This window comes from Colwellia sp. NW0002-52-1 (genome assembly GCF_057550865.1).
The window spans coordinates 129211-151851 of the sequence record NZ_BAAJLU010000002.1 but is presented as its reverse complement, the minus strand read 5'-3'; the positions used below and the strand labels follow the sequence as shown (position 1 = coordinate 151851).

General features: G+C 38.3%; 15 protein-coding genes. 12 read left to right on the top strand and 3 right to left on the bottom strand.

Going from position 1 to position 22641, the window contains the following annotated elements; all coding sequences use genetic code 11:
- Positions 1–156: 156 nt before the first annotated feature.
- The 8 genes from AC27H3_RS03310 to tldD all read left to right on the top strand — a co-directional run bounded on the left by AC27H3_RS03310 (position 157) and on the right by tldD (position 11164).
- Positions 157–1200, top strand: coding sequence for a rod shape-determining protein (locus AC27H3_RS03310; protein WP_081148217.1), 1044 nt, complete (start codon positions 157–159; stop codon positions 1198–1200).
- 33 nt (positions 1201–1233) lie between these two features.
- On the top strand, positions 1234–2115 hold the full coding sequence (gene mreC / locus AC27H3_RS03305; RefSeq protein ID WP_487103709.1) for a rod shape-determining protein MreC: 882 nt from the start codon (positions 1234–1236) through the stop codon (positions 2113–2115).
- The gene (mreD, locus tag AC27H3_RS03300) at positions 2112–2591 is read left to right on the top strand and encodes a rod shape-determining protein MreD (protein ID WP_085301114.1); all 480 of its coding nucleotides are present in this window, start codon (positions 2112–2114) and stop codon (positions 2589–2591) included. Before mreC ends, mreD begins: the two co-directional genes overlap by 4 nt.
- 1 nt (position 2592) lies before the next feature.
- Positions 2593–3180, top strand: coding sequence for a Maf family protein (locus AC27H3_RS03295; RefSeq protein WP_487103707.1), 588 nt, complete (start codon positions 2593–2595; stop codon positions 3178–3180).
- 12 nt (positions 3181–3192) lie between these two features.
- The gene (rng, locus tag AC27H3_RS03290; protein WP_487103705.1) at positions 3193–4656 is read left to right on the top strand and encodes a ribonuclease G; all 1464 of its coding nucleotides are present in this window, start codon (positions 3193–3195) and stop codon (positions 4654–4656) included.
- A 68-nt stretch (positions 4657–4724) separates the two neighbouring features.
- Complete coding sequence (locus AC27H3_RS03285) at positions 4725–8873, top strand: YhdP family protein (protein ID WP_487103703.1); 4149 nt, start codon at positions 4725–4727, stop codon at positions 8871–8873.
- Positions 8863–9723 (top strand): carbon-nitrogen hydrolase family protein, encoded by an 861-nt coding sequence (locus AC27H3_RS03280; protein WP_487103701.1) that lies wholly within the window; start codon positions 8863–8865, stop codon positions 9721–9723. The genes AC27H3_RS03285 and AC27H3_RS03280 overlap by 11 nt, the downstream gene beginning before the upstream one ends.
- The gene (gene tldD, locus AC27H3_RS03275; protein ID WP_487103699.1) at positions 9716–11164 is read left to right on the top strand and encodes a metalloprotease TldD; all 1449 of its coding nucleotides are present in this window, start codon (positions 9716–9718) and stop codon (positions 11162–11164) included. Before AC27H3_RS03280 ends, tldD begins: the two co-directional genes overlap by 8 nt.
- A 238-nt stretch (positions 11165–11402) precedes the next feature.
- Here the strand turns inward: tldD and AC27H3_RS03270 are convergent, their stop codons facing one another.
- Together AC27H3_RS03270 and AC27H3_RS03265 are read right to left on the bottom strand one after the other, a co-directional pair.
- Positions 11403–12233 (bottom strand): CvfB family protein, encoded by an 831-nt coding sequence (locus tag AC27H3_RS03270; RefSeq protein ID WP_487103697.1) that lies wholly within the window; start codon positions 12231–12233, stop codon positions 11403–11405.
- An 86-nt stretch (positions 12234–12319) separates the two neighbouring features.
- Positions 12320–12781, bottom strand: a complete 462-nt coding sequence (locus AC27H3_RS03265; protein WP_085301120.1) for a tellurite resistance TerB family protein — start codon at positions 12779–12781, stop codon at positions 12320–12322.
- Between the two features lie 886 nt (positions 12782–13667).
- On the opposite strand from AC27H3_RS03265, the gene AC27H3_RS03260 reads away from it, so the two are divergent.
- Together AC27H3_RS03260 and AC27H3_RS03255 are read left to right on the top strand one after the other, a co-directional pair.
- Positions 13668–14885, top strand: coding sequence for an efflux RND transporter periplasmic adaptor subunit (locus tag AC27H3_RS03260; protein ID WP_487103694.1), 1218 nt, complete (start codon positions 13668–13670; stop codon positions 14883–14885).
- A gap of 2 nt (positions 14886–14887) precedes the next feature.
- Positions 14888–18082 (top strand): efflux RND transporter permease subunit, encoded by a 3195-nt coding sequence (locus AC27H3_RS03255; protein WP_487103692.1) that lies wholly within the window; start codon positions 14888–14890, stop codon positions 18080–18082.
- 115 nt (positions 18083–18197) lie between these two features.
- Here the strand turns inward: AC27H3_RS03255 and AC27H3_RS03250 are convergent, their stop codons facing one another.
- On the bottom strand, positions 18198–19037 hold the full coding sequence (locus AC27H3_RS03250; protein WP_085301122.1) for an isopenicillin N synthase family dioxygenase: 840 nt from the start codon (positions 19035–19037) through the stop codon (positions 18198–18200).
- Between the two features lie 253 nt (positions 19038–19290).
- Between AC27H3_RS03250 and AC27H3_RS03245 the strand changes: the two genes are divergently transcribed.
- Together AC27H3_RS03245 and AC27H3_RS03240 are read left to right on the top strand one after the other, a co-directional pair.
- The gene (locus AC27H3_RS03245) at positions 19291–19578 is read left to right on the top strand and encodes a hypothetical protein (RefSeq protein ID WP_487103690.1); all 288 of its coding nucleotides are present in this window, start codon (positions 19291–19293) and stop codon (positions 19576–19578) included.
- 118 nt (positions 19579–19696) lie between these two features.
- On the top strand, positions 19697–22267 hold the full coding sequence (locus tag AC27H3_RS03240; RefSeq protein ID WP_487103688.1) for an EAL domain-containing protein: 2571 nt from the start codon (positions 19697–19699) through the stop codon (positions 22265–22267).
- Positions 22268–22641: the final 374 nt, after the last annotated feature.

Below are 22641 nucleotides of genomic sequence, written 5' to 3'. Positions count from 1 at the left end.
ATAACACAAGTACTATAGTCTGCGGTATGATAGCGTGTTAATAATACAAAATATCATTTGTAAGCTATGTGTAAGTTAAGCAATGCTTGCAAATTCAGCACAATAATATTCTGGCAATTTGTTGCCTAGGTGATGTTTAAAGGACATTTCGACAATATGTTTAAGAAATTACGCGGCATGTTTTCTAACGATTTATCAATCGACTTAGGAACCGCAAATACCCTGATTTATGTAAAAGACCAAGGCATAGTTTTAGATGAGCCTTCAGTTGTTGCTATTCGTCAAGACCGTTCTGGTGGCTCTAAAAGTGTAGCCGCTGTAGGTACTGCTGCCAAACAAATGTTAGGCCGTACTCCTGGGAATATTGAAGCAATTCGACCAATGAAAGATGGCGTTATTGCTAACTTTTTTGTTACTGAAAAAATGTTGCAGTACTTTATTAAACAAGTGCACAGCAATAATTTTTTACGACCTAGCCCACGTGTTTTAGTGTGTGTTCCTTGTGGGTCAACACAAGTAGAGCGCCGTGCAATTCGTGAGTCGGCATTAGGTGCTGGCGCACGTGAAGTCTATTTAATTGATGAGCCAATGGCTGCAGCAATTGGCGCTGGAATGCCAGTATCAGAAGCTACCGGTTCAATGGTGGTTGATATTGGTGGTGGTACGACTGAAGTTGGTATTATTTCACTCAATGGTGTGGTGTATTCTTCTTCAGTTCGCATTGGTGGTGATAAGTTTGACGATGCCATAATCAATTACGTTCGTCGTAATTTTGGTAGTTTAATTGGTGAAGCAACTGCTGAGCGCATTAAACATGAAATTGGCTCTGCTTATCCAGGCGAAGAAGTGATTGAAATTGAAGTACGTGGCCGCAACTTAGCCGAAGGTGTACCGCGTAGTTTCACGTTAAATAGCAATGAAATATTAGAAGCGCTTCAAGAGCCTTTAACCGGTATAGTTAGTGCTATTATGGTTGCCCTAGAACAATCACCTCCAGAATTAGCGTCTGATATTTCAGAGCGCGGCATGATCCTAACGGGTGGTGGCGCATTACTTAAAGGTTTAGACCGTTTATTAATGGAAGAAACCGGTATCCCTGTTGTTGTTGCTGATGACCCATTAACTTGTGTAGCTCGTGGTGGCGGTAAAGCGATTGAAATGATTGATATGCACGGCGGCGATTTATTCTCATACGAATAAAATACTAAATTAGTATTTATACAAGTTTAATTTATGAATCCTATCTTTAAGCATGGACCGGCCCCGCAGCACCGACTTATTTTGGTGCTGCTTTGTTCTGCGGCATTAATTTTTTTCGACCATAAAATGAATAGCTTCGAGTCCGCCCGAGGCTTTTTGCAATCTATGGTTAGCCCTTTACAATATTTAGCTACCGCGCCCAAACAAATGATGAACTGGGCGGCAGAAAATATTGTTACCCGTCGTCAGCTTATTGATGACAATGAACAATACAAAATCAACGAATTAGTCTTCCATGAACAGGCTTTACAATTAGATATTGTTAAGCGTGAAAATAATCGATTACGAGCCTTACTGGCTTCACCGGTTCGAAGCGATGCCAAAAAAATGGTTGCCGAAATTCTTGCCGTTGATAGTGATCCTTATACCCATCAAGTAGTCATAAACCGTGGTGCGAATGATGGCGTGTACGAAGGCCAAGCCGTTATTGACGATGAAGGTATTGTTGGCCAAATTTTGCATGTGGGTACTAGCAGCAGTCGGGTGCTACTGATCACTGATGTTACTCATGCTGTGCCAGTAAGAATTAGTCGCAATGGCTTACGCTTAATCGCGAGTGGTGTTGGTGTGATAGATCGCTTAACACATAACCATGTTCCTCACAGTAGTGATATTCGCGTAGGTGATTTATTAGTAACCTCTGGCTTAGGCAGTAAATTTCCTGAAGGTTACCCTGTAGCAAAAGTTTCTTCGGTTATTCAAGATGAATCACGAGCCTTTTCTCAAATTCAAAGCCAACCTGTTGCTAAGATTGATCGCTTACGTTATGTGTTATTGTTATGGCCAGAACAGCCTAATGAGCAAAAGCCAATAGCAGCGGAAAGTTCGCCAAATAAAAAGGCAGAAAAACAATGACCATAGCAAGTCGTTTAATTATTCTTCTGACATTTTTAGTAGCATTAATGGCTAGCATTATGCCTTTGCCATTAAGTGTTGATGCTTTTCGACCTGACTGGGTATTAGTGGTTTTACTGTATTGGTGCTTGGCATTACCTTCTCGCGTCAACGTTATTTCTGCTTGGGTGCTAGGTTTTATTCTCGATGTACTGCTAGGTTCAACTTTAGGTGTACATGCTGGCGCAATGGCTATTGCGGTTTACATAGTTGCCGGTAATTTTCAAAAAATACGCAACTTTTCGGTTTGGCAACAAGCACTTATTGTTGGAGTACTATCAGCGTTATATCACTTAATTGTTTTTTGGCTGCAACGATTTTTAACCGATGCAGTTTTTTTACCGAGCTATTTATATCCGGTATTCACAACCATAATCCTCTGGCCTTGGGCTTTTTTACTTTTACGTAAAATAAGACGAAATTTTAGAATTAAATAACATGTCTACTACTTTGATTTTAGCGTCGCAATCACCGCGTCGAAAAGAATTACTCGAACAACTAGGTTATCAATTTACTTGTTTACCAGCTGACATTGATGAAAGTGTTCTACCTCAAGAATCACCAAAGCAATATGTTGCCCGTTTAGCCGTTGAAAAGGCGAGTGTTATTGCCCAACAATATGACGAAAATGTTGCGGTATTAGGCTCAGATACTAGTGTGGTCTTTGGTACTAATATTTTAGGAAAACCGGCATCGCTTGATGAATGCATCGCTATACTCAGTATGTTATCGGGTAATTCACATCAAGTTATTACTGCTGTTGCTGTAGTAAAAGGTGAACGTAGTGAAGTTATTGTGGTCAGAACTGAAGTAGATTTTAAAGTACTGAGCGAACAAGAAATAATTCGCTATTGGCAAACTGGTGAGCCGCAAGACAAAGCAGGTGCTTACGGTATTCAAGGAATAGCAGGCCAGTTTGTTAAACAAATTCGCGGCAGTTATTCAGCAGTGGTTGGCCTACCTTTATATGAAACTGCACAATTACTGTCGGCATTCGGCGTACACTCTTCAATAACAAAAGACTAAACGGGAAGCGAAATGAGCGGTGAATTACTTATCAATGTTACACCAAGCGAAACCAGGGTAGCATTAATCGAAAACGGTTCACTGCAAGAAGTTCATATAGAACGTGAAGCTCGTCGTGGCTTAGTAGGTAATATATACCTAGGTAAAATTATCCGTGTATTACCCGGTATGCAAGCCGCTTTTGTTGACATAAATTTAGGTAAAGCTGCTTTTCTGCACGCCTCAGATATCAATTCTAAATTAATTTTAAATGAAGAGCATAATAGCGACCAGGTGCCAGACATTAGAAACTTGGTTCACGAAGGGCAATATATTGTTGTGCAAGTTGTTAAAGACCCGCTTGGCACTAAAGGCGCTCGATTAACTACTGATATAACCATAGCAGCGCGATACTTAGTGTTAATGCCTGATGCTAGCCATGCCGGTATATCACAACGTATAGAAGATCCCGCAGAGCGCAAACGACTGAAAACTATCGTCACACCTTATTGTGGCAAAAACCATGGCTTTATTGTCAGAACAGCGGCTGAAGGCGCAGGTAAAGATGAGCTAGAGCACGATGCTGAATTTCTTCGTCGTGTGTGGGCAAAAGTCATTGAACGAAAAGAACGTAAACAAACCAAAGACCCAATTTACCAAGATTTATCTTTAGCATTTCGCATGTTAAGAGATTTTGTTGGTGTATCACTCGAACGTATTCGGGTTGACTCAAAACTCACTTATGAACAATTAGTTGAATTTACCACTGAGTTTGTCCCTAATCTAACTTCTGTACTCGAATATTACCCAGGCGAACGGCCAATTTTTGATTTGTTCGATGTTGAAAACGAAATACAACGTTCGCTGCATCGTAAAATAGAATTAAAGTCAGGTGGCTCGTTAATCATAGATCAAACAGAAGCTATGACTACCATTGACATAAATACCGGTGCATTTGTTGGGCATCGTAATTTAGAAGAAACCATTTTTAATACTAACATTGAAGCAACGCAAGCCATTGCCCGCCAACTTAGGTTGAGAAACCTAGGTGGTATTATTATTGTTGATTTTATAGATATGCATGACAAAGAACATCAACGCCGTGTTTTACATAGCTTAGACGTTGCCATGTCAAAAGATAACGTGAAATACAGTATATCTGGGTTTTCTTCACTAGGGCTAGTTGAAATGACCCGCAAACGTACGCGTGAAAGTTTAGAGCATATTTTATGTGGAGAATGTGACGTTTGTCATGGCCGAGGCTATATGAAAACCGTTGAAACGGTTTGTTTTGAGATTTTACGAGAAATTGTGCGAGTAAATCGCGCTTATGATGCAGATAAATTTATTGTTTATACCTCTGCTTCAGTCAGTGAATCACTTGAGAATGACGAATATCATAACCTAGCTGAGCTTGAAGTATTCATTGGTAAGCAAATTAAAGTACAAACAGAAAACATGTATAATCAAGAACAGTTTGATGTGGTAATGATGTAGCTATAACTGAGACTTCACAAGCAGTAATCAAGTCAATTTAAGTAAAGTAAAGGTATGGCCAAAACGTAATGAGTGTTTCCACGGTACTAAATAGATGGCTTAAACGTCTGTATAAACTACTTGCAGTGTTGTTAGTAGTTTTTGCCGTGTTAATTAGTACATTACGCTTATTTTTACCCTACGCGCATAATTATCGTGAAGATGTTGAAGATTTTTTAAATAATAGCTACAACAGCAATATTTCAATTGGCTCATTAGCTATGGGTTGGGGCAAATCAGGCCCGACATTAATCAGTAGACAAGTTGAGCTTTTAGCTGGTAATAACAGTCAAATTTATATTGATAACTTAGCGGTTGAACTCGATTTTTGGCGCAGTATTCGAACAAGGCAATGGGTGACAACAGACTTTGTTATCTCAGGTGCTGAGTTGGACTTTGAACAAGTAAGCTTAGCAAACTCCGACGAAGAACTTGATGAAAAAGCTAGTGAAGATAATTTACTGGATTCACTTTCAGCCATATTTTTAGAGCAAATTTCTCGTTTTTCTATTCGCGATAGTCATGTACTTTATCGCACATCGTCGGGTACGCGCGCTTTTACCATAAATGAATTATTTTGGGTTAACAAAGATGACCGTCATAGAGCTAACGGCACGGTTATTGTTGATGGGCTTAGCTCAAATAACCTGAAGGTCTTATTAGATTTTAAAGGACCTAAGTTTGATAGATTAAGTGGCCAAGCTTACCTTGAAGCTAACGAAATCGACATTACTCCCTGGTTAGGGCGAGTTTTAGCTATTAAAGACGCAAACACACATTCAGCAATTAATTTTAATGCTTGGTTAACTGTTAACGCAGGTCAACCTGAACTTATTCAGTTCGCCTTAGGAAAAAATGAAATTATTTGGCAACATCAAAACAAGGCACAAACTTTTGAAGTTGTTGGTGGTGATATTCAAATAAAGGTGTCTGAATCATTAGCATTTAGCGCAGTAACATCGCCAATTACGGTGAAACGAAACGGCGTAGAAACCAATAAAATATCATTAACAGCCAATGCGAATGATGAAAATATTTATGGCTATATCAATGCCATAGAACTTGCCAGTTTTGAGGGGATATCGCCACTTTTATCCGATGATGTTGGTCTTGAAAAATTACTCTTTGATCTTGACGCCGTTGGTCGAGTTGAAGATATATATTTTCGCACTAATGCCAATGACACGGCATTTACCGCAAGCTTTAATGATATTGATAGTCATTTCAGTCAAGGTATACCAGGTATTGATAATGTCAGTGGCGAGCTTGTTTATGCCAATAATCAACTGCAAATATCGCTAAATGCAGTTGATGGGGCGCTTCATTTTGATAAACACTTTAAATATCCTATTCCGTATACGCGCTTACGTAGTTTGATCAATGCTAAATTTCTAGCTGATGGCTGGCAGCTTTCGGTGGAAGATATTGCCTTTACGTCACCACAAATATCGTTAACAGCCGACCTAGCCGTTAATAGTGTAAAAGATACACCTGCGAGCATGGCATTGTTAGCCAGCGTGAGTAAAGGCGATGCTAAATTTGCGGAATACTTTTATCCGCATTTATTAATGGGTGATAACTTAGTTAACTACCTCAACGGTGCTATCATCGAAGGAAAAGTTAACCAAGCATTGGTTTTATTTAATGGTCCACTACAAAGCTTTCCATTTAATAACAACGAAGGTATTTTTGTTGTAAATGCAGAATTAGCAGAAAGCACCTTTAGGTTTGACCCTGAGTGGCCAGCAATAGAAAGCTTTTCAGCTAACCTTAACTTTACCAATAATAGTATGCTCATTACTGGCCGCGAAGGCACGTTAACGGGTATTGATGTTACCGGTGTTGAGGCAGCAATTGCTGACTTAGCTGGTGAAGGTGTATTAACCGTAGATGCCAGTTTTACACAAACACAGCCACAATTAGTTAGGCAATTAATGAACGCTAGCCCAATGCAGGATTCGGTTGGAGCAATCTTAGACCAAGTGATTGTTTCGGCGCCTATCGATGGCGATTTTTCATTAATACTGCCCTTAGCAACACCTGAAAATGTAATAGCGAAAGGCCATGTAGATTTTAAAAATAATGCCGTGGCACTGCAAACGCCAGCAATGAACTTCAAACAAGTTAACGGTCGCCTTGATTACCATAATGATAAAATAACAGCGACTGGCGTTAAGCTTGATTGGCGGGGTATGCCATTAACAATAAATGTAACAGCACAGCAAAAATCTGAACTTTATAACGTTAACATTGAAACTTTAGGCCAATGGCAAACCGAGCAGTGGCAAGCGCAATTACCTGAAGAATTGATTAAATATGTTAATGGTAAAGTTGCTTGGCAAGGCATGCTTGAGCTTGAATTTATTGGCGAACAATTTTTTTATGACTATAAAATCACCCCTAATTTAGATGATGTAGCGCTGGCGCTGCCATTACCCTTTAGTAAAGCTGCAGAGCAACCCATTACAGTTAATTTACATGCTTTTGGCGATGACAAAAGTAGCACTATCAATGCTAGAGTAGGTAACAATATTAACTTTTATGGATTACTAGAACACCAGAAACAGCAGTTTTCATTAGCGCATTTGGTCTTAGGTAAACAACAATCTTGGCTGCCTACACAAGGGTTTAATATAACGGCGGATTTAGTGGATGCCGATTACCAAGAATGGCAGCCATTAGTAGTAGATATACTGTCAGCAGTAAATGCTGAGGTAAGCGAACCGAATTTAGCTAAGCCGCCATCAAATAACTTAGCCAGTGTTGAAGTAACGCAAGCAAGTTTGTTTTCTATCCCTGAAAAGATACACGGACAAGTAGCAAACTTAAATGTTTATGGGCATAACTTTCAAGAAATTAACTTTGACTTTGTTCCTCAACCAAATTGGTGGCTACTGGATATTAATGCCAAAGAGCTTAGAGGCTCAGCCAAGTTTTATCCTGACTGGTTATCGCAAGGAATAGATATAGATGCTGATTTTATTCACTTAATTACCACTCAGCCTGAAATCGAGCCAGCAGCAAACATCGACAATACGCGTGAAGATATTGCGCAGATCACTGCTGTGACACAAGCCGATAATCTAGAGAGTAATAAGCCAAAAGAAAATATTCCCACAGCGGATACTGAAAATACTCAAGCAACAACCAATACTAACTCAGACGGGGAAGTGTTGAGCGCTGCTCCACAGAAAGCCCCCACTATTATTGACCAAGAAAGTAATGCAGAAATATTTACCGCCTTCCCGCCATTGAAGGTTGCCTGTGCTAGTTGTAAATTTGATAGCTTTGACTTTGGAGAGGTTAACTTCACTATAACGCGTGAGAATAACGACACACTGCTACTGAATAACTTTAAAGCGAACAGGGATAAAAGTAGCCTTGTTTTTGATGCGAAGTGGCAACTAAATAGCAGCCAATCTATTACCTCAATTAAAGGCAGTTTAGCGACGAATAACGTTGCACGTGAAATTGAAAATATAGGCTTAGTGTCGATTATAAAAGACAGTGGGGTAAATATGGATTATGACCTTACTTGGCAAGGCGGCCCACATGACTTTGCCATGGCCACACTTAACGGTGCATTATCTACAAGCTTTAATGATGGCTATTTAGCTGATGTTGATGATAAAGGCGTTCGTATATTTTCATTTTTAAGCCTGCAGTCGTTGGTGCGTAAGCTCAGTTTCGACTTTAGAGATATTTTCAGCGATGGCATGTTCTATAGTGAACTAAAAGGTGATTTCTCTTTAAAAGATGGCGTAGCTTATACCGATAATGTCTTAATGAAAGGTGCCGCTGGCGACTTAAGTGTTGTCGGTAATACCAACTTAAACAATAGCGAATTAGATTACCGGATGACTTATAAGCCAAATTTAACTTCTAGTTTGCCCGTGCTAGCTTGGATAGCGACTTTAAATCCAGTAACATTTTTAGCTGGTGTTGCACTTGATGAAGTGATCACATCTTCAGTTATCGCGGAAATAAATTTCGAAGTAACAGGTAACTTGGATGAACCACTATTTAAGCAAGTGAGCAGAAAAAATAAAAACATTAGTGTTGGCAAATCATCACCACCTAAAATAGTCGATAAGCTACCAGAGAGCGATAGTGGTTTATCTGGCTCAGAAAACCCAATAGAACCTAATCCTGAAAGTGATAACTTTGATGGATCTTGAACATGGCAGTAAAGTAATGCAAATTTGTGCAATTCAAATGACCTCAAGCACTAATGTCGATGACAATATTAGTGATATCGAGCAACAATTATTAACCCTAGAACAGGCTGAACAACAATTAGTTGTTTTACCAGAATGCTGTTTATTTTTTGGGGGTAAGGACCTAGCTCAATTAACCTTAGCGCAAGAGCATCAAGCAAAAGGTAGTTTAAGAGTCAAACTTGCCGCACTAGCAAAAAAATATAATGTTTTTTTAGTGGCTGGTAGTATTCCTGTGTTATCTAATATTGCTGATAAATTTACCAATACTTGTTTTGTTTTTTCTCCTGATGGAGAAGAACTCACCAGTTATGATAAAATTCACTTATTTGATGTTGCGGTAGCAGATAACGAAAAAAATTACTGTGAATCTCGCTACGTTAAAGCGGGCGACCATGTTAGCGTAGTTGATGTTGCTGGTGTTAAGATCGGCTTATCTATTTGCTATGATTTACGCTTTCCTGAATTGTTTCGACAATTATCTCAGCAGGGAGCAAAAATTATTACCGTACCTAGTGCCTTTACCCGTGTAACTGGTGCTGCGCATTGGCAAACATTATTACAAGCTCGTGCAATTGAAAATCAAGTTTATATTATTGCTGCAGGTCAAGAAGGCGTGCATTTAAATGGCCGTGAAACTTGGGGCCACAGTATGATTATTAGCCCTTGGGGCGAAATCCTGACCCAGCTAGATACGGGTAAAGGTATAATTTGTGCTAAATACCAAGCAGAAGAATTAGACAAGGTGCGTAAAGCTATGCCTGTTGCCACTCATAATCGTTTTAAAAATAAGTTGATGTCGTATGAATAATGTTGAGACTGAGCTCTTAGCCAATAGTAAAATTGATGAAAGTATGTTGATGGATACCTTGGATAATATCTTCCAACGTAAAATTGATTTAGCCGATTTATACTTTCAATCTAGCAGTCATGAGTCTTGGATGTTAGAAGATGGTATTGTCAAAGAAGGCTCTTATAACATTGAGCGTGGCGTAGGTGTTCGCGCTATTTCAGGTGAGAAAACGGGCTTTGCCTACTCAGATGATATTTCTCCAGCGGCATTAAAAAAAGCTGCCGATGCTGCTAAAGGTATCGCTATTGCCGAAAAGTCTGCACGAGTACAGGTTTTTGATGGCAAAACAATGCAACAAAACCCAATGCTTTATAAAGTTATGGATCCGTTGGCAAGCTTACCTCAAGAGCAAAAAATTACGCTTTTGCATGAAGTAGAAGCGCATGCCCGCAGTGTGGATAAACGTGTTAAACAAGTTATTGTTAGCTTGTCAGGTGTATACGAAAAAATATTAGTCGCCGCTAGTGATGGTACTTATGCCACTGATATTCGACCATTAGTACGACTTAATTGTTCAGTACTAGTTGAAGAAAATGGTAAGCGAGAGCGTGCTAGTTCAGGTGGTGGTGCGCGTACAGACTATAGTTATTTCTTCGAATTAGACAATAACAAGCCACGCTATTTAGCTTATGCTGAAGAGGCCGTTAGACAAGCTTTAGTTAACCTAGTTGCTATTGATTCACCAGCCGGTTTAATGCCGGTTGTACTTGGGGCAGGTTGGCCTGGCGTTTTATTGCATGAAGCCGTAGGGCATGGCTTAGAAGGCGACTTTAACCGTAAAGGCTCTTCTGCGTTCTCGGGTAAAGTAGGTCAAAAAGTTACTTCTGACTTATGTACTATTGTTGATGATGGCACTATGGCTAATCGTCGTGGTTCAGTCAGTATTGATGATGAAGGTACGCCGGGACAATATAACGTATTGATTGAAAAAGGCGTGTTAAAAGGCTACATGCAAGACAAGCATAACGCAGGCTTAATGGGCGTTAAACCCACAGGTAATGGTCGTAGAGAATCTTATGCCCACTTGCCTATGCCACGTATGACAAACACTTATATGCTAGCGGGTGAGCACAAACCTGACGATATTATTAAGTCAGTTAAAAAAGGTATTTACGCCCCTAACTTTGCTGGTGGGCAAGTCGACATTACCTCAGGTAAGTTTGTTTTTACTAGCTCAGAAGCTTATTTAATAGAGAATGGCGAAATTACTTCACCTATAAAAGGGGCGACCTTAATTGGCAGCGGTCCTGAAGCAATGAAAAGTGTCAGCATGGTCGGTAATGACTTAAAGCTTGATGCTGGGGTGGGTGTTTGTGGTAAAGACGGACAAAGCCTTCCAGTAGGCGTTGGGCAGCCAACCTTGAAAATTGACGAAATGACTGTAGGCGGTACACAGTAAATCAATAAAACTTACTGCGAACTTCTTTGGTTTAATCTATTTTTTGAGAAGGCTTTCGTTTAATGACTTTAGTTAGTGCATAGATTAGAGCATAGGTTAGTACATAGCTTAGTGCGTAAGTTAAGTCATAAGCTAAGTCAGCTATATTCCTAATAGCTATTTCGCCACTGTTAAGTAACGCACAAAAAAAAGCCCGTAAGGGCTTTTTTTAATGGTTTTGCAGTGAAGTCAGTGCAGTTTATTTCAAGCGTATACCGTTTGCTTCTATGGTGATTTTGCCATTTTTCATTAAGTTACCTACCGTAGCTTTAAAGGTCTTTTTACTTACCCCTAAAACTCGTTTAATCAATTCAGGATCACTTTTATCATGCAACGGACTAAAGCCGTCATTTTCAGCAATATGAGCTAATAATTTTTCACTAAAGTCTTTTACTTTACCTTCGCCAGGGCGAGTTAACGAAAGATCAATACGGCCGTCTTCTCGAACTTGCTTAATATAACCTGTAATTTTTTTACCTGTACGTAATGGTTTAAAAATTTCATTATCGTATAGTAAGCCCCAATGCAGATCATTAATAATAGCTTTAAAGCCTAGATCTGTTTTAGAAGCGATGGTTAATTTAACTTTATCCCACTTTTGATATTCTGCTGGCCAAATATCAATAAATTTGTCGAGTTTACTTGAAGCAACTAAGCGATCGGTTGTTAAATCGAGGAATATTCTCACCAGGTAATATTTTCCCACTTCCATTTCGCTATGTTGCTGGTTGTAAGGAACAAGTAAGTCTTTTGGTAAACCCCAATCAAGAAAGGCGCCCATTTTGTTTACTTGGCTAACTTTTAACGAAACAAATTCGTCAACTTCAGCAAAAGGTTTTTCGGTTGTTGCAACAATACGATCTGCGGTATCGGCATAAATAAAAACCTTAATCTCACTGCCTATTTGGCAATCTTCAGGTGCAAAGCGATTAGGTAATAATAGCTCACCTAAATCATTCGCATTTAAGTATGCGCCTTTATCTGTTATTGCTACTACAGGAAGAGTGTTGTATTTGCCGATGCTTGCCATATGGTTTCTTGAGGTCAGTTAACTTGCGGCTATAATAACCGATTTAGCAGTAAGTTAACTATAACTTTCCATGTTGTAGCGATTTTTTATTTAGCGGTATTAATCTTTGCTTGAATATTTAATTTAGTTTCAATGTATTCACTATGACGTAAATGTAATAAATCAGCTATTTTGCGAATGATATGCTCTTCAATACTAGCGAGCTCGCCATCAGCGTACGCAACTTGCCACAATAACGTTAACATTTTAATGCGTTGCTCTAGACTGTAGTGTTGGTTTATTTTAGAAGTAAACTGATAAAAATCAGTGGCATTTTCACAAAGTACGAGTGCGTGCTTTACTATTTCTGTTACTTCCGCTGGCGTTAATTGAAATTGGCTTGAAATAATATCGTTTAATTTTTGCTGTTCTGCACTATCAAGTTGACCATCAGCTAGCATAACTTCACATAATAAAACACTACAAGCAATTTCGAGGCTTATTTCATGCGCTTGTGAATTTTCTTGAGCGCCTAAGCTTTGAAAAAATGCATTAATTTTTGACAACATAAATTATCCTCCAATGAAATTACTATTGATTTTAAAGTATTTACTTTCAGGTACAAGTCATCAAAGTATGTATTTCGTCACCAATATGTAACTTTGTGAAAAAGCCTAATGTTAATACTTGATGTTAGTTAATAACCTGAACTCTGGATGATTATTGCTTAATACTCAAGTGAATCAGAACCTTAGGTGGTAAAGTAAATACTATAGCAAGGTGAATATCACGAATTTACACCATCAATGTTTCATTTTATGCCATTTCCAAGGCAAAACGTTTATGCAGAGCGAGATATTTATCGACGTTTTAACGCAGATAATGGCTTAAAAAGGAGCATTGAGCACGTGCTGCTTATCCAGAGTTTAGGTTAAATAAATAGTCAGTAGTGTTTTCTGGTGTCGGCGTACAGTAATCTTCAAGCCTTCGCTGTAAAGTAAGCGAATATCATAATAATGAACTTTCCAGAGAAACCCTATAAGCAGAAGCATGCAGTTAATATTTGTTGTCGCATAGCCGCTATTAATTAAATGTTAATGTATTTATAGTTAACATTAAAAAACGAGTACTTTTAATCATCCTGATTAATAGTGTGGGCAAGTAGTCATATCGACTAAAAAATTTTAAAAAATAAATTATTTGGTGAAATAAACCAATTATTTATTTTTAGTTACATTTATTTTTGTAAGTTAATAATTGCAAAAATAAAAATAATTTCACCTATCTGTTTGTTTTGTATTGTTTTTTGGTGTTAGTCTTTAGCGGCACTTAAAGTCGGCTCGAATTTTGTAATAAGCATTTACAACTTTGTTAGTTTTTGTAGCCAATAAATTATGTATCCTATTGCTAACTAAACTAGAAATTTTTGAATTTAGATTTTATGAGGACGTCATTGTGACACGGAAAAAACAAATAATTATACCAATTGTCATTCTAATTGCTGGTTTATTAATTTTCTTTGTATTTTCGAGTATGAAAAAACCGCCTGCAGAAAAAGAAGAAATTGATAATACGCCTATTGTGTCTGTTGAATCGATTTCACTTTCGCCAATGACTTTAGATGTAGACTCATACGGGGTAGTTAAGCCTAAATACGAAACAGAATTAGTCGCACAGGTTAGCGGGCAAATTGTTGAACTGTCTGAAACGTTTGTTCGTGGTGGCTTTGTCAAAGAAGGGCAGTTATTAGCCCGCATAGATCCGAGTGATTATGAAGCGGCACTTATAGAAGCGGAAGCAACTATGGCATCGGCTCGCGCTTCGCTCGAAACAGAGCGAGCACAAGGCCAAGTGGCGAAAGAAGAATGGAAGCAAATAACAGATACATCTCCAACAGAATTAAGTTTGCGTAAACCGCAATTAGCACAAGAAATTGCTCGAGTTAAATCTGCGCAAGCCTCAATATTACGTGCTAAACGTAACCTAGAACGTACAGAGATTAGAGCACCGTATGATGCTATGATAGATAGCCGTAATGTCGGCTTAGGTTCATTTGTCGGTACAGGTAGCATGGTTGGCAAGTTATTAGGCACAGCCATTGCTGAAGTACGACTTCCCGTTGCAGACAATCAATTACAATTCTTGATCAATCAAGGTGAAGATGCCACGGTTAATTTAACGGGTACTTTTTCAGGTCTTAAAACACAATGGAGCGCTAAAATTGCTCGTGGCGAAGGTGTCATTGACGATACCAGTCGAATGAGTTATCTCGTTGCTGAAATTCATGACCCTTATGCTTTAGTACAAAAAAATGATCAAACGCCATTGCGTTTTGGTTCGTACGTTAAAGCCAAAGTACTGGGTATCGAAATAGCTCAAGCGGCTAGCGTACCTCGCTACTTAGTTAATGATGGCCGCGTTGCTTTAATGAATAATGAGTCGAGATTGCATTATTCACCTGTCACTATTGTTCGTCAAGATGGCCAAAATATCATAATTTCAAGTGGTATAGCTGATGGAGACAAGCTTATTGTTTCGGCGCTTGATTACCCAATTGATGGCATGAAGTTAGCTTTGATTGACGATAAAAAAATTAAACAGGATGAGCAAAACCCAGAAGATGAAAACAGTGAATCACAAGTGGCACAAAATGACACTGGCTCAGGGGAATAATCATGACAACGGTAACGCCTAAAGAAAAGCCGGAAATTGATCACAGTATTGACACCAACGTCGGCATAATCGCTTGGTTTGCCCGCAATAGTGTTGCAGCTAACTTATTAATGATTTTTATTTTAGTGGGTGGCTTGCTAACCATTCAAACCATTAACAAGCAAATGTTTCCGCAAGTTAAGATCAACTGGATTTCTTATAATGCACCTTATCCAGGAGCTGCACCACAAGAAGTGGAAGAAGGGATAACCATTAAGATTGAAGAGGCATTGGAAACAATACAAGGCCTTAAACGCGTTATTACTTATTCAAACAGAAACTTCTCTAATGGTTGGTTTGAAGTTGAACTCGATTATGATCCCCAGGTAGTGCTTGAAGAAGTTAAATCTGCGATAGATTCAATTTCTAGTTTTCCTGATGGTATGGAGCGCATAAAAGTAGAGCGTGAAAAATTTCGTCAAGAAGTGATGTATTTAAGCCTATATGGCGATTTAAGTAATAGTGAATTGAAAGAGCTTGGCCGTAAAGTTCATAATGAAATTCAACAGTTACCCATGGTCAATATATCAGAGTTATATAGTGGCTTAGCTTACGAAATATCTATTGAGGTAAGTAAAGACAAGCTGCGTGAATATGGCTTGAGCTTTAATAGTATTGCTAATGCAGTGCGTAATTATTCTCGCAACATGTCGGCTGGGCAAATTCGTGCAGAAAATGGCTACATTAACTTGCGTGTAGAGAACCAAGCTTATCGTGGTCATGAATTTGAACAAATCCCGGTTGTAACCTTAGCAGACGGTACAAGAATCGTTTTAGGTGAAATCGCTACCATTAACGATGGTTTTGAAGAAGGCTTACAATATTCAAAGTTTAATGGCGAAAATTCAGTGACCTTATTTATTGGTGCTGCTGATAATCAAAGTATTACAGGTATCGCCGAAGTCGTTAAAAAATATGTAGAGAATAAGTCTGAGACTTTACCTCAAGGGGTGAAATTAGAAACTTGGGTAGATATGACTTATTACCTCGAAGGGCGTTTGAATATGATGGTAGACAACATGAAAAGTGGTGCCGTATTGGTATTTATCATGTTGGCATTATTTCTTCGTGTACGTTTAGCTTTTTGGGTAATGATGGGCTTACCGGTATGTTTCCTTGGCACATTGCTGGTTATGCCGCTTGAATTTGTCAATGTTACGATTAATGTTATTAGCCTCTTTGCTTTCATTTTAGTACTCGGGATTGTGGTAGATGACGCCATTGTGATGGGAGAAAGTGCTCATGATGAAATTGAAGAGCATGGCCATAGTACTGACAATGTTATTCGAGGTGTAAAGCGTGTTGCCATGCCTGCAACATTTGGTGTACTGACCACCATCGCTGTATTCTTGCCATTTCTTTTTGGTGAGGGACCTTCTTCAGCGTTCGGTAAAGCAATTGGCTCGGTTGTTATACTTTGTCTTATTTTCTCATTGATAGAGTCTAAACTTATTTTGCCAGCGCATTTGGTTAAAATGAAAATGAAAGCTTTCAACCCGAGAAACCCAATCGACAGACTGCGTGCTTGGATTGATGTAAATTTAAAGAAATTTATTGATAACTATTATAGCCCGGCCTTAGCGGTATTTATTGAATATCGATATGCAATACTCATGTTTTTTATCAGCTTAATGCTCATAAGTGCGGGTTTATTTAGTGGTGGTTTTGTTCGCTTTGTTGGCCAGCCAAAAATTCCGCATGATTTTCCACGTGTGACTGTGGAAATGAATGTTGATGCATCTGAAAAAGCGACCTTAGAAACACTGTTAAATATTCAAGGGGTAATAAACCGTATTGATAAAGATATTGAAGCTAAATATGGCAATTCAATGATCTCTGATATGCAGGTTGATTTACGCACGAGAACCAGTGGTCAGCTTATGGTTAAGCTAGTGGTACCTGAACTTCGTCCTATTAATACATTTGAGTTAGCCGATTTATGGCGAGAAGCTATTCCTAATTATCCTGGCGTTAAGTCCTTCACTATAGGTGATAACTTATTTGGTGGTGGCCGCGATGATGGTGATATTGCTTTTAGATTAGAAAGTAAAAATGATGCGCAATTACTTGCTGCAGCGAAAGAATTAAAGCTGAAACTTAATTCTCTTAAAGGCATAGGAGATGTTAATGACAGCCGTCAAACAAGCGCTAAAGAAGTGCAGTTTGCATTAAAACCATTAGCCTATAGTTTGAATTTATCGTTAGCAGATATCGCCTCGCAAGTGGGTTATAGTTTTTACGGTTTAGAGGCTCAACGTATATTACGTGATACTGAAGAAGTTAAGGTAATGGTACGTTACCCGCTTGAACAACGAAGCTCTGTTGGTCATGTAGACGATGTTATGATCCAAGCCCCGAATGGCGCTGAATTACCTTTGTCGGAACTAGCCACGATTACGCTTCAAGAAGGTGTTACACGCATACGCCGTGAAAATGGTAATCGTACGATTAATGTTTGGGCAAGTGTCGACGCTGAACAAGTAGAGCCGTTTAAAGTTGCTAATGACATTCGTGATAATTTCATTCCTGATTTATTAAGAAAATATCCACAAGTGCAAAGTGAGGTTACCGGCAGTATTCAAGAAGAAATGGAAAGCGCTGATAGCCAGTTGCGAGATTTTGTTATTTCTTCAATGATTATATTCTCACTGCTAGCCATACCGTTAAAGTCTTATTCTCAAGCTATGATGATAATGGTGGTAATTCCGTTTGGTATTATAGGTGCAGTGCTCGGCCACTTTATCTTAGGAATGGATTTAAGTGCCTTATCAGTAATGGGGATTTTAGCCGCCGCAGGGGTGGTGGTGAATGACTCCTTAGTTATGGTTGATTATGTTAACAACGCCAGAAAACGTGGTGTTCGCCTTAAAGATGCGGTAATGCATGCGGGCAATAAGCGCTTTAGAGCCATTATGCTAACGTCAATAACGACTTTTATTGGTTTAGTGCCGATTATCTTCTTTGAAGTTAGCGCTCAAGCACAAATTGTTATACCTATGGCGGTGTCGTTAGCATTCGGCGTATTGTTTGCAACCATAGTGACCTTAGTGCTAATACCTTGTCTTTATCTTATCGTTGAAGATATTAAAGGCTTATTCAAGCGTAAGAAAACTTCATCGCAAGTTAAAGCATCTATGCTAGATAATGCAAAAAGTTAAATAAATCTAGCGACAAAAAGCTAAAACTAAAAAGCCATCACTTTGTGATGGCTTTTTTTTATTAACTAATCCGTTCCAAGCTATATTAAGCTTTTTTGGAAAAGGCTATTAGATGTTATTTAACGCCTAACTCTCTTAATCGCTCTAACAAGTAACTTTCATGCGTGTGTTTATCTGACAAAACCACTTCGTTACGAGGATGTAAAAATAGCGGTAAAGATATACGAGATTTTGTCGCATTTTCACCTGTTGGGTTGACTACTCGATGGCTCGTTGAAGGAAAATAACCTTGTGAAGCTTCTTGCAACATATCGCCAATATTTACAATAAGGTGACCAAAATCTGCAGGAACATCTAGCCACTGTCCATCTTGCGCTTGTACTTGTAAACCGGGCTCGTTAGCGGCAGGTAAAATGGTTAATAGGTTAATATCTTCATGTGCTGCTGCGCGAATAGCACCTGGCTCTTCCGTACCTTGTAGCGGAGGATAGTGGAGTATTCTTAACAAGGTATTAGGCGTGTCCATTATCATATTCGATAACGGCTCTGAATAATGCTTTGTAACTTCTGCCGGACTATATTTTTCAACCCAATCTAGCAGTTCACTGGCTAGATCTGAGGCCATTTTATAATAAGTTAGAATATCTGACTTTAGTTGCTCAGGAATGCGGCCCCAAGGATAAACATGATAATATTCTTTAATATCTTTTTTAGTATGGCCCTTAGCGGTTTCTGAAATTTCAGAGCTAAAGTAGCCATCTTGTTTTTCAGGATCAAAAGCAAATTCTTTTTTTTCTTCTTGCGAGAAGAAGGTATACCAATCTTGATATATTTTATCTACTAAAGCCTGTTGAATAGGGTGATTAGTTAATACACCAAACCCTGTATTGCGCAGACTTTCTACGAATTTTTTTGCGGCGTCTTCAGCGCGATAATCAACAACTTGTACTTGCATATTTTTCCCCTAATACAATAATCTTAATGCTTAATCTTTATTTTTACGTATTATATACCAAACTTAAAGGAAGTGAATGAATTCAATCATTGTCAATAATGAATGAATCACATTAACGCCCTTTTTTCTGCAAAGTTGTATAGCAATAATCTCGTCGTTAGCGGTTTTTATTTATGCCGAGTCGTTTTAATAATATTCAAAAAAAGTAATTGTTTGTTATTAAGTAAGTTTATTTAAAAATAAGAGTAGTAGAATGATAAAAAATCTGACTTTAATGATTTCCTCAGTAGTGCTTTTTTCGGCATGTAGTTCCAATGATAACGCTTGTGAAGATGTCACACTAGCTTCAGAGCAAGTGCAGCAATGCCAGTCATTACATAAACAAATAATTAATGCGAAAAATAAACCTATAATCCGTACTGAGTTGGAACGAAGATATCAGCAAGATTGTATCGATATTCGCTATTATCGAGACGATAAACAAGTAGGGGTTTGTGGTAATAAAGAGGAAATCGAAGAGCTACAGAAACTTAACAAATAAAACAATAGCTTAGATGGATTTTTTGCTAGATATTTGTTACTTTTATCAGTGTTAAAAGCACTAAGGTCATTTACATGATCTATTTTATAAAGTTTACCCGTTTAGTATGGTGAAAAAGTTGACAGACCCATTAGACCCCGTTGATCCATTAACTAATTCAGATGTAGATTTAGCCGTAGAATCGATCGCCTTGCTAAAAAAATATCAAAAGCTTCAAGATCGTTATACTGCTTTATTAAAATTGAATCAACTTTCTATTGACTGTGCCGATTTAAATGCACTATTTGAGCAAGTTCACCACTCTATTGCTTCAGTAATGAGAGCCAACAACTTCTATATTGTAATGTATGATCAAACCTTATCTACGTTGGAGTTGGTTTATCATGTAGATGAAAAAGATGATCTAGCACTTGGTGTTTATCCTATTGATCACTTTGATGGCTCAATGACAAACTATGTTATAGATAGTCGAAAAGCTTTATTAGCTACACCGGAAGTTGTAGCCCAATTAGAGCAAGCCAACAAAATTAAATCTGTTGGCGAAGATAGCATAGATTGGCTTGGTGTACCTTTAATGAGCGATGGCTTTGTGATTGGTGTTATGGTAGTTCAGAGCTATTCAGCCGACATGCGTTATCAAGAGTCAGACCGAGATTTATTAGAGTTTACAGCCCAGCACATAGTAACCGCTTTAACACGCTTACAAGATAGAGGTCGCTTACAATCAGCCGTTGATGCTCGCACTAAAGAATTAATGCATCAAATTCGTGATCGTGAAAAAGCAGAGCTATTACAAGAGTCTTTGTATCGTATTTCAGAGTTAACCAACGACCCTGATTTAGATATTGATAAATTCTACAGCTTAGTTCACAACATTGTCGGGCAGTTAATTAACGCCGAAAATTTTTATATTGCTAAATATAATGCTAAAAGCGATGAATTGTTTTTTGCCTATTTTCTTGATCAGCAATTTGATGATAACGATGACCATTACCAAGCTCGAAAACTTTCAAATCGCTTTACAGAGTTAGTATTAAGAAGCTCTGAAACCATATTACTTGACCAAGAAACTATGCTCGACCTTTATCATAAAGGCATAACAGTTAAGCCAGAAGCAGACGTAGTATCTTGGCTTGGCGTACCCTTAATTCATTCGGGTAAGTTACTTGGTGCTATGGTATTGCAAAGCTACGAACCTAAAGTTTATTTTAACGAGCAAGATGCTGAATTATTAAGGTTTGTGTCACGACACGTTGCATCTGCCATGAATCGTCGTGAAATCTCTGATGACGAAAGAAAAGCTCATGAACAACTTGAGCATCAAGTAAAACTTCGAACCCATGCGTTAGAAGAAGAAATAAAGCAACGTAAAGATGCTGAAGAGAAACTCAAACATGCCGCCTCGCATGATATTTTAACCGGCTTACCTAATCGAGCTATTTTCATCGATCTTTTAAATCGCGCTATTGCGCGTAATAAACGCCACCCAGAATTTAAGTTTGCCATATTATTTCTTGATTTAGACCGATTCAAAGTTGTAAACGATAATTTAGGTCATCATGCCGGCGATGATTTGCTAAAAGAAATATCTATCGCCTTAAAAGATGTCATTCGAGATAAAGATACGGTGGCACGTTTAGGCGGAGACGAATTTGTCATTTTAGTTGAAGATATAGAAAGTGAAATAAGCACGTATGAAATTGCTAAACGTATAACAGAACTACTTTCTTTACCTTTTACAATTGAAAATCAGACTGTTTTTATCGGCACCAGCATTGGCGTATTATTTAATAACATGCGCTATGAAAATGCAGACACTATGTTAAGAGATGCAGATATCGCTATGTATCACGCCAAAGACAAAGGCAAAGGTCGCTTTGAAGTGTTCGATTCTAGTATGCACAGCAAAGTTCAAAATGCGATGTCTCTGGAAACAGACTTGCGCGAAGGTATTGATAATGGTGAATTTACGCCATACTTTCAACCAATAATAGCAATGTCTGATGGCAAAATAGTTGGCTTTGAAGCACTAGCACGGTGGGAAAGCCCGAAACGAGGCTTTGTTTTTCCGAATGACTTCATTCCGCTAGCAGAAGAAACTAATTTAGTGATGGCAATTGATTTTCAAATTCTTGAAAAGTCATGTCGACAATTAATGCTTTGGCAAAAACAGCTTGGAGTAGAGCACCTGTATGTCAGTTGTAACTTATATTGTAATCATTTCTTTAATGTTAGTTTACCGCAAGATATTCAAAATATTATTGATATAACGGGTGTAGAGCCTCATCAAATTCGTGTTGAACTAACCGAACGAGCCTTACTAGAAAACAGTGAAGTTGTACTAGATAACATGCGAGCATTGAAAGATTTGGGCGTTACCATACTGCTTGATGACTTTGGTACAGGTTATTCGAGTTTAAGTTATTTACATCGCTTCCCAATCGATGTGTTAAAGATTGATCGTTCTTTTATTCATAATGTTCACCAACGGGGTAATCACCAAGCGATAATTAAAACCATTATCGATTTAGCGGCTAACTTAAATATGGCAACAATAGGTGAAGGCATAGAGAACGCAGCCGATGCACAATTATTAAAAACCATGGGCTGCGTTTTTGGCCAAGGTTATTACTATTATAAGCCTTTACCGGGTCAAGAAATTAAAAAGCTATTAATAGACAAAAATTAACATTTAATCTGATACATAACTGAGCTACTACGAATCCTTTAATAAGTAACCTGAACTCTGGATAATGAGTGCTTGAAACTCAAGTGAACCAAAAGCTTAGGTAATAAAGTAAATGCTATAGCCAGGTGAACATCACGAATAGATATCATCAATGCTTCATTTTATGCCATTTCCAAGGCAAAACGTTTATGAATAGCGCGCTATTTATCGACGTTTTAGCGCAGAAAATGGCTTAAAATGGAGCATTGAGCAAGTGCTGCTTATCCAGAGTTCAGGTTAAGTATATTATTGACGGATTTTTGATATAAAAGCGTGTTTTATTTTTAAATCATTCAAGCTAAGTCTACTCATTTCTTTCCGCAAAACCGTGGCAG

Excerpts from the sequence above, each read along its gene's own strand:
- AC27H3_RS03310 (WP_081148217.1), top strand. The coding sequence starts at position 157 with ATGTTTAAGAAATTACGCGGCATGTTTTCTAACGATTTATCAATCGAC.
- mreC (WP_487103709.1), top strand. The coding sequence starts at position 1,234 with ATGAATCCTATCTTTAAGCATGGACCGGCCCCGCAGCACCGACTTATT.
- mreD (WP_085301114.1), top strand. The coding sequence starts at position 2,112 with ATGACCATAGCAAGTCGTTTAATTATTCTTCTGACATTTTTAGTAGCA.
- AC27H3_RS03295 (WP_487103707.1), top strand. The coding sequence starts at position 2,593 with ATGTCTACTACTTTGATTTTAGCGTCGCAATCACCGCGTCGAAAAGAA.
- rng (WP_487103705.1), top strand. The coding sequence starts at position 3,193 with ATGAGCGGTGAATTACTTATCAATGTTACACCAAGCGAAACCAGGGTA.
- AC27H3_RS03285 (WP_487103703.1), top strand. The coding sequence starts at position 4,725 with ATGAGTGTTTCCACGGTACTAAATAGATGGCTTAAACGTCTGTATAAA.
- AC27H3_RS03280 (WP_487103701.1), top strand. The coding sequence starts at position 8,863 with ATGGATCTTGAACATGGCAGTAAAGTAATGCAAATTTGTGCAATTCAA.
- tldD (WP_487103699.1), top strand. The coding sequence starts at position 9,716 with ATGAATAATGTTGAGACTGAGCTCTTAGCCAATAGTAAAATTGATGAA.
- AC27H3_RS03270 (WP_487103697.1), bottom strand. The coding sequence starts at position 12,233 with ATGGCAAGCATCGGCAAATACAACACTCTTCCTGTAGTAGCAATAACA.
- AC27H3_RS03265 (WP_085301120.1), bottom strand. The coding sequence starts at position 12,781 with ATGTTGTCAAAAATTAATGCATTTTTTCAAAGCTTAGGCGCTCAAGAA.
- AC27H3_RS03255 (WP_487103692.1), top strand. The coding sequence starts at position 14,888 with ATGACAACGGTAACGCCTAAAGAAAAGCCGGAAATTGATCACAGTATT.
- AC27H3_RS03250 (WP_085301122.1), bottom strand. The coding sequence starts at position 19,037 with ATGCAAGTACAAGTTGTTGATTATCGCGCTGAAGACGCCGCAAAAAAA.
- AC27H3_RS03245 (WP_487103690.1), top strand. The coding sequence starts at position 19,291 with ATGATAAAAAATCTGACTTTAATGATTTCCTCAGTAGTGCTTTTTTCG.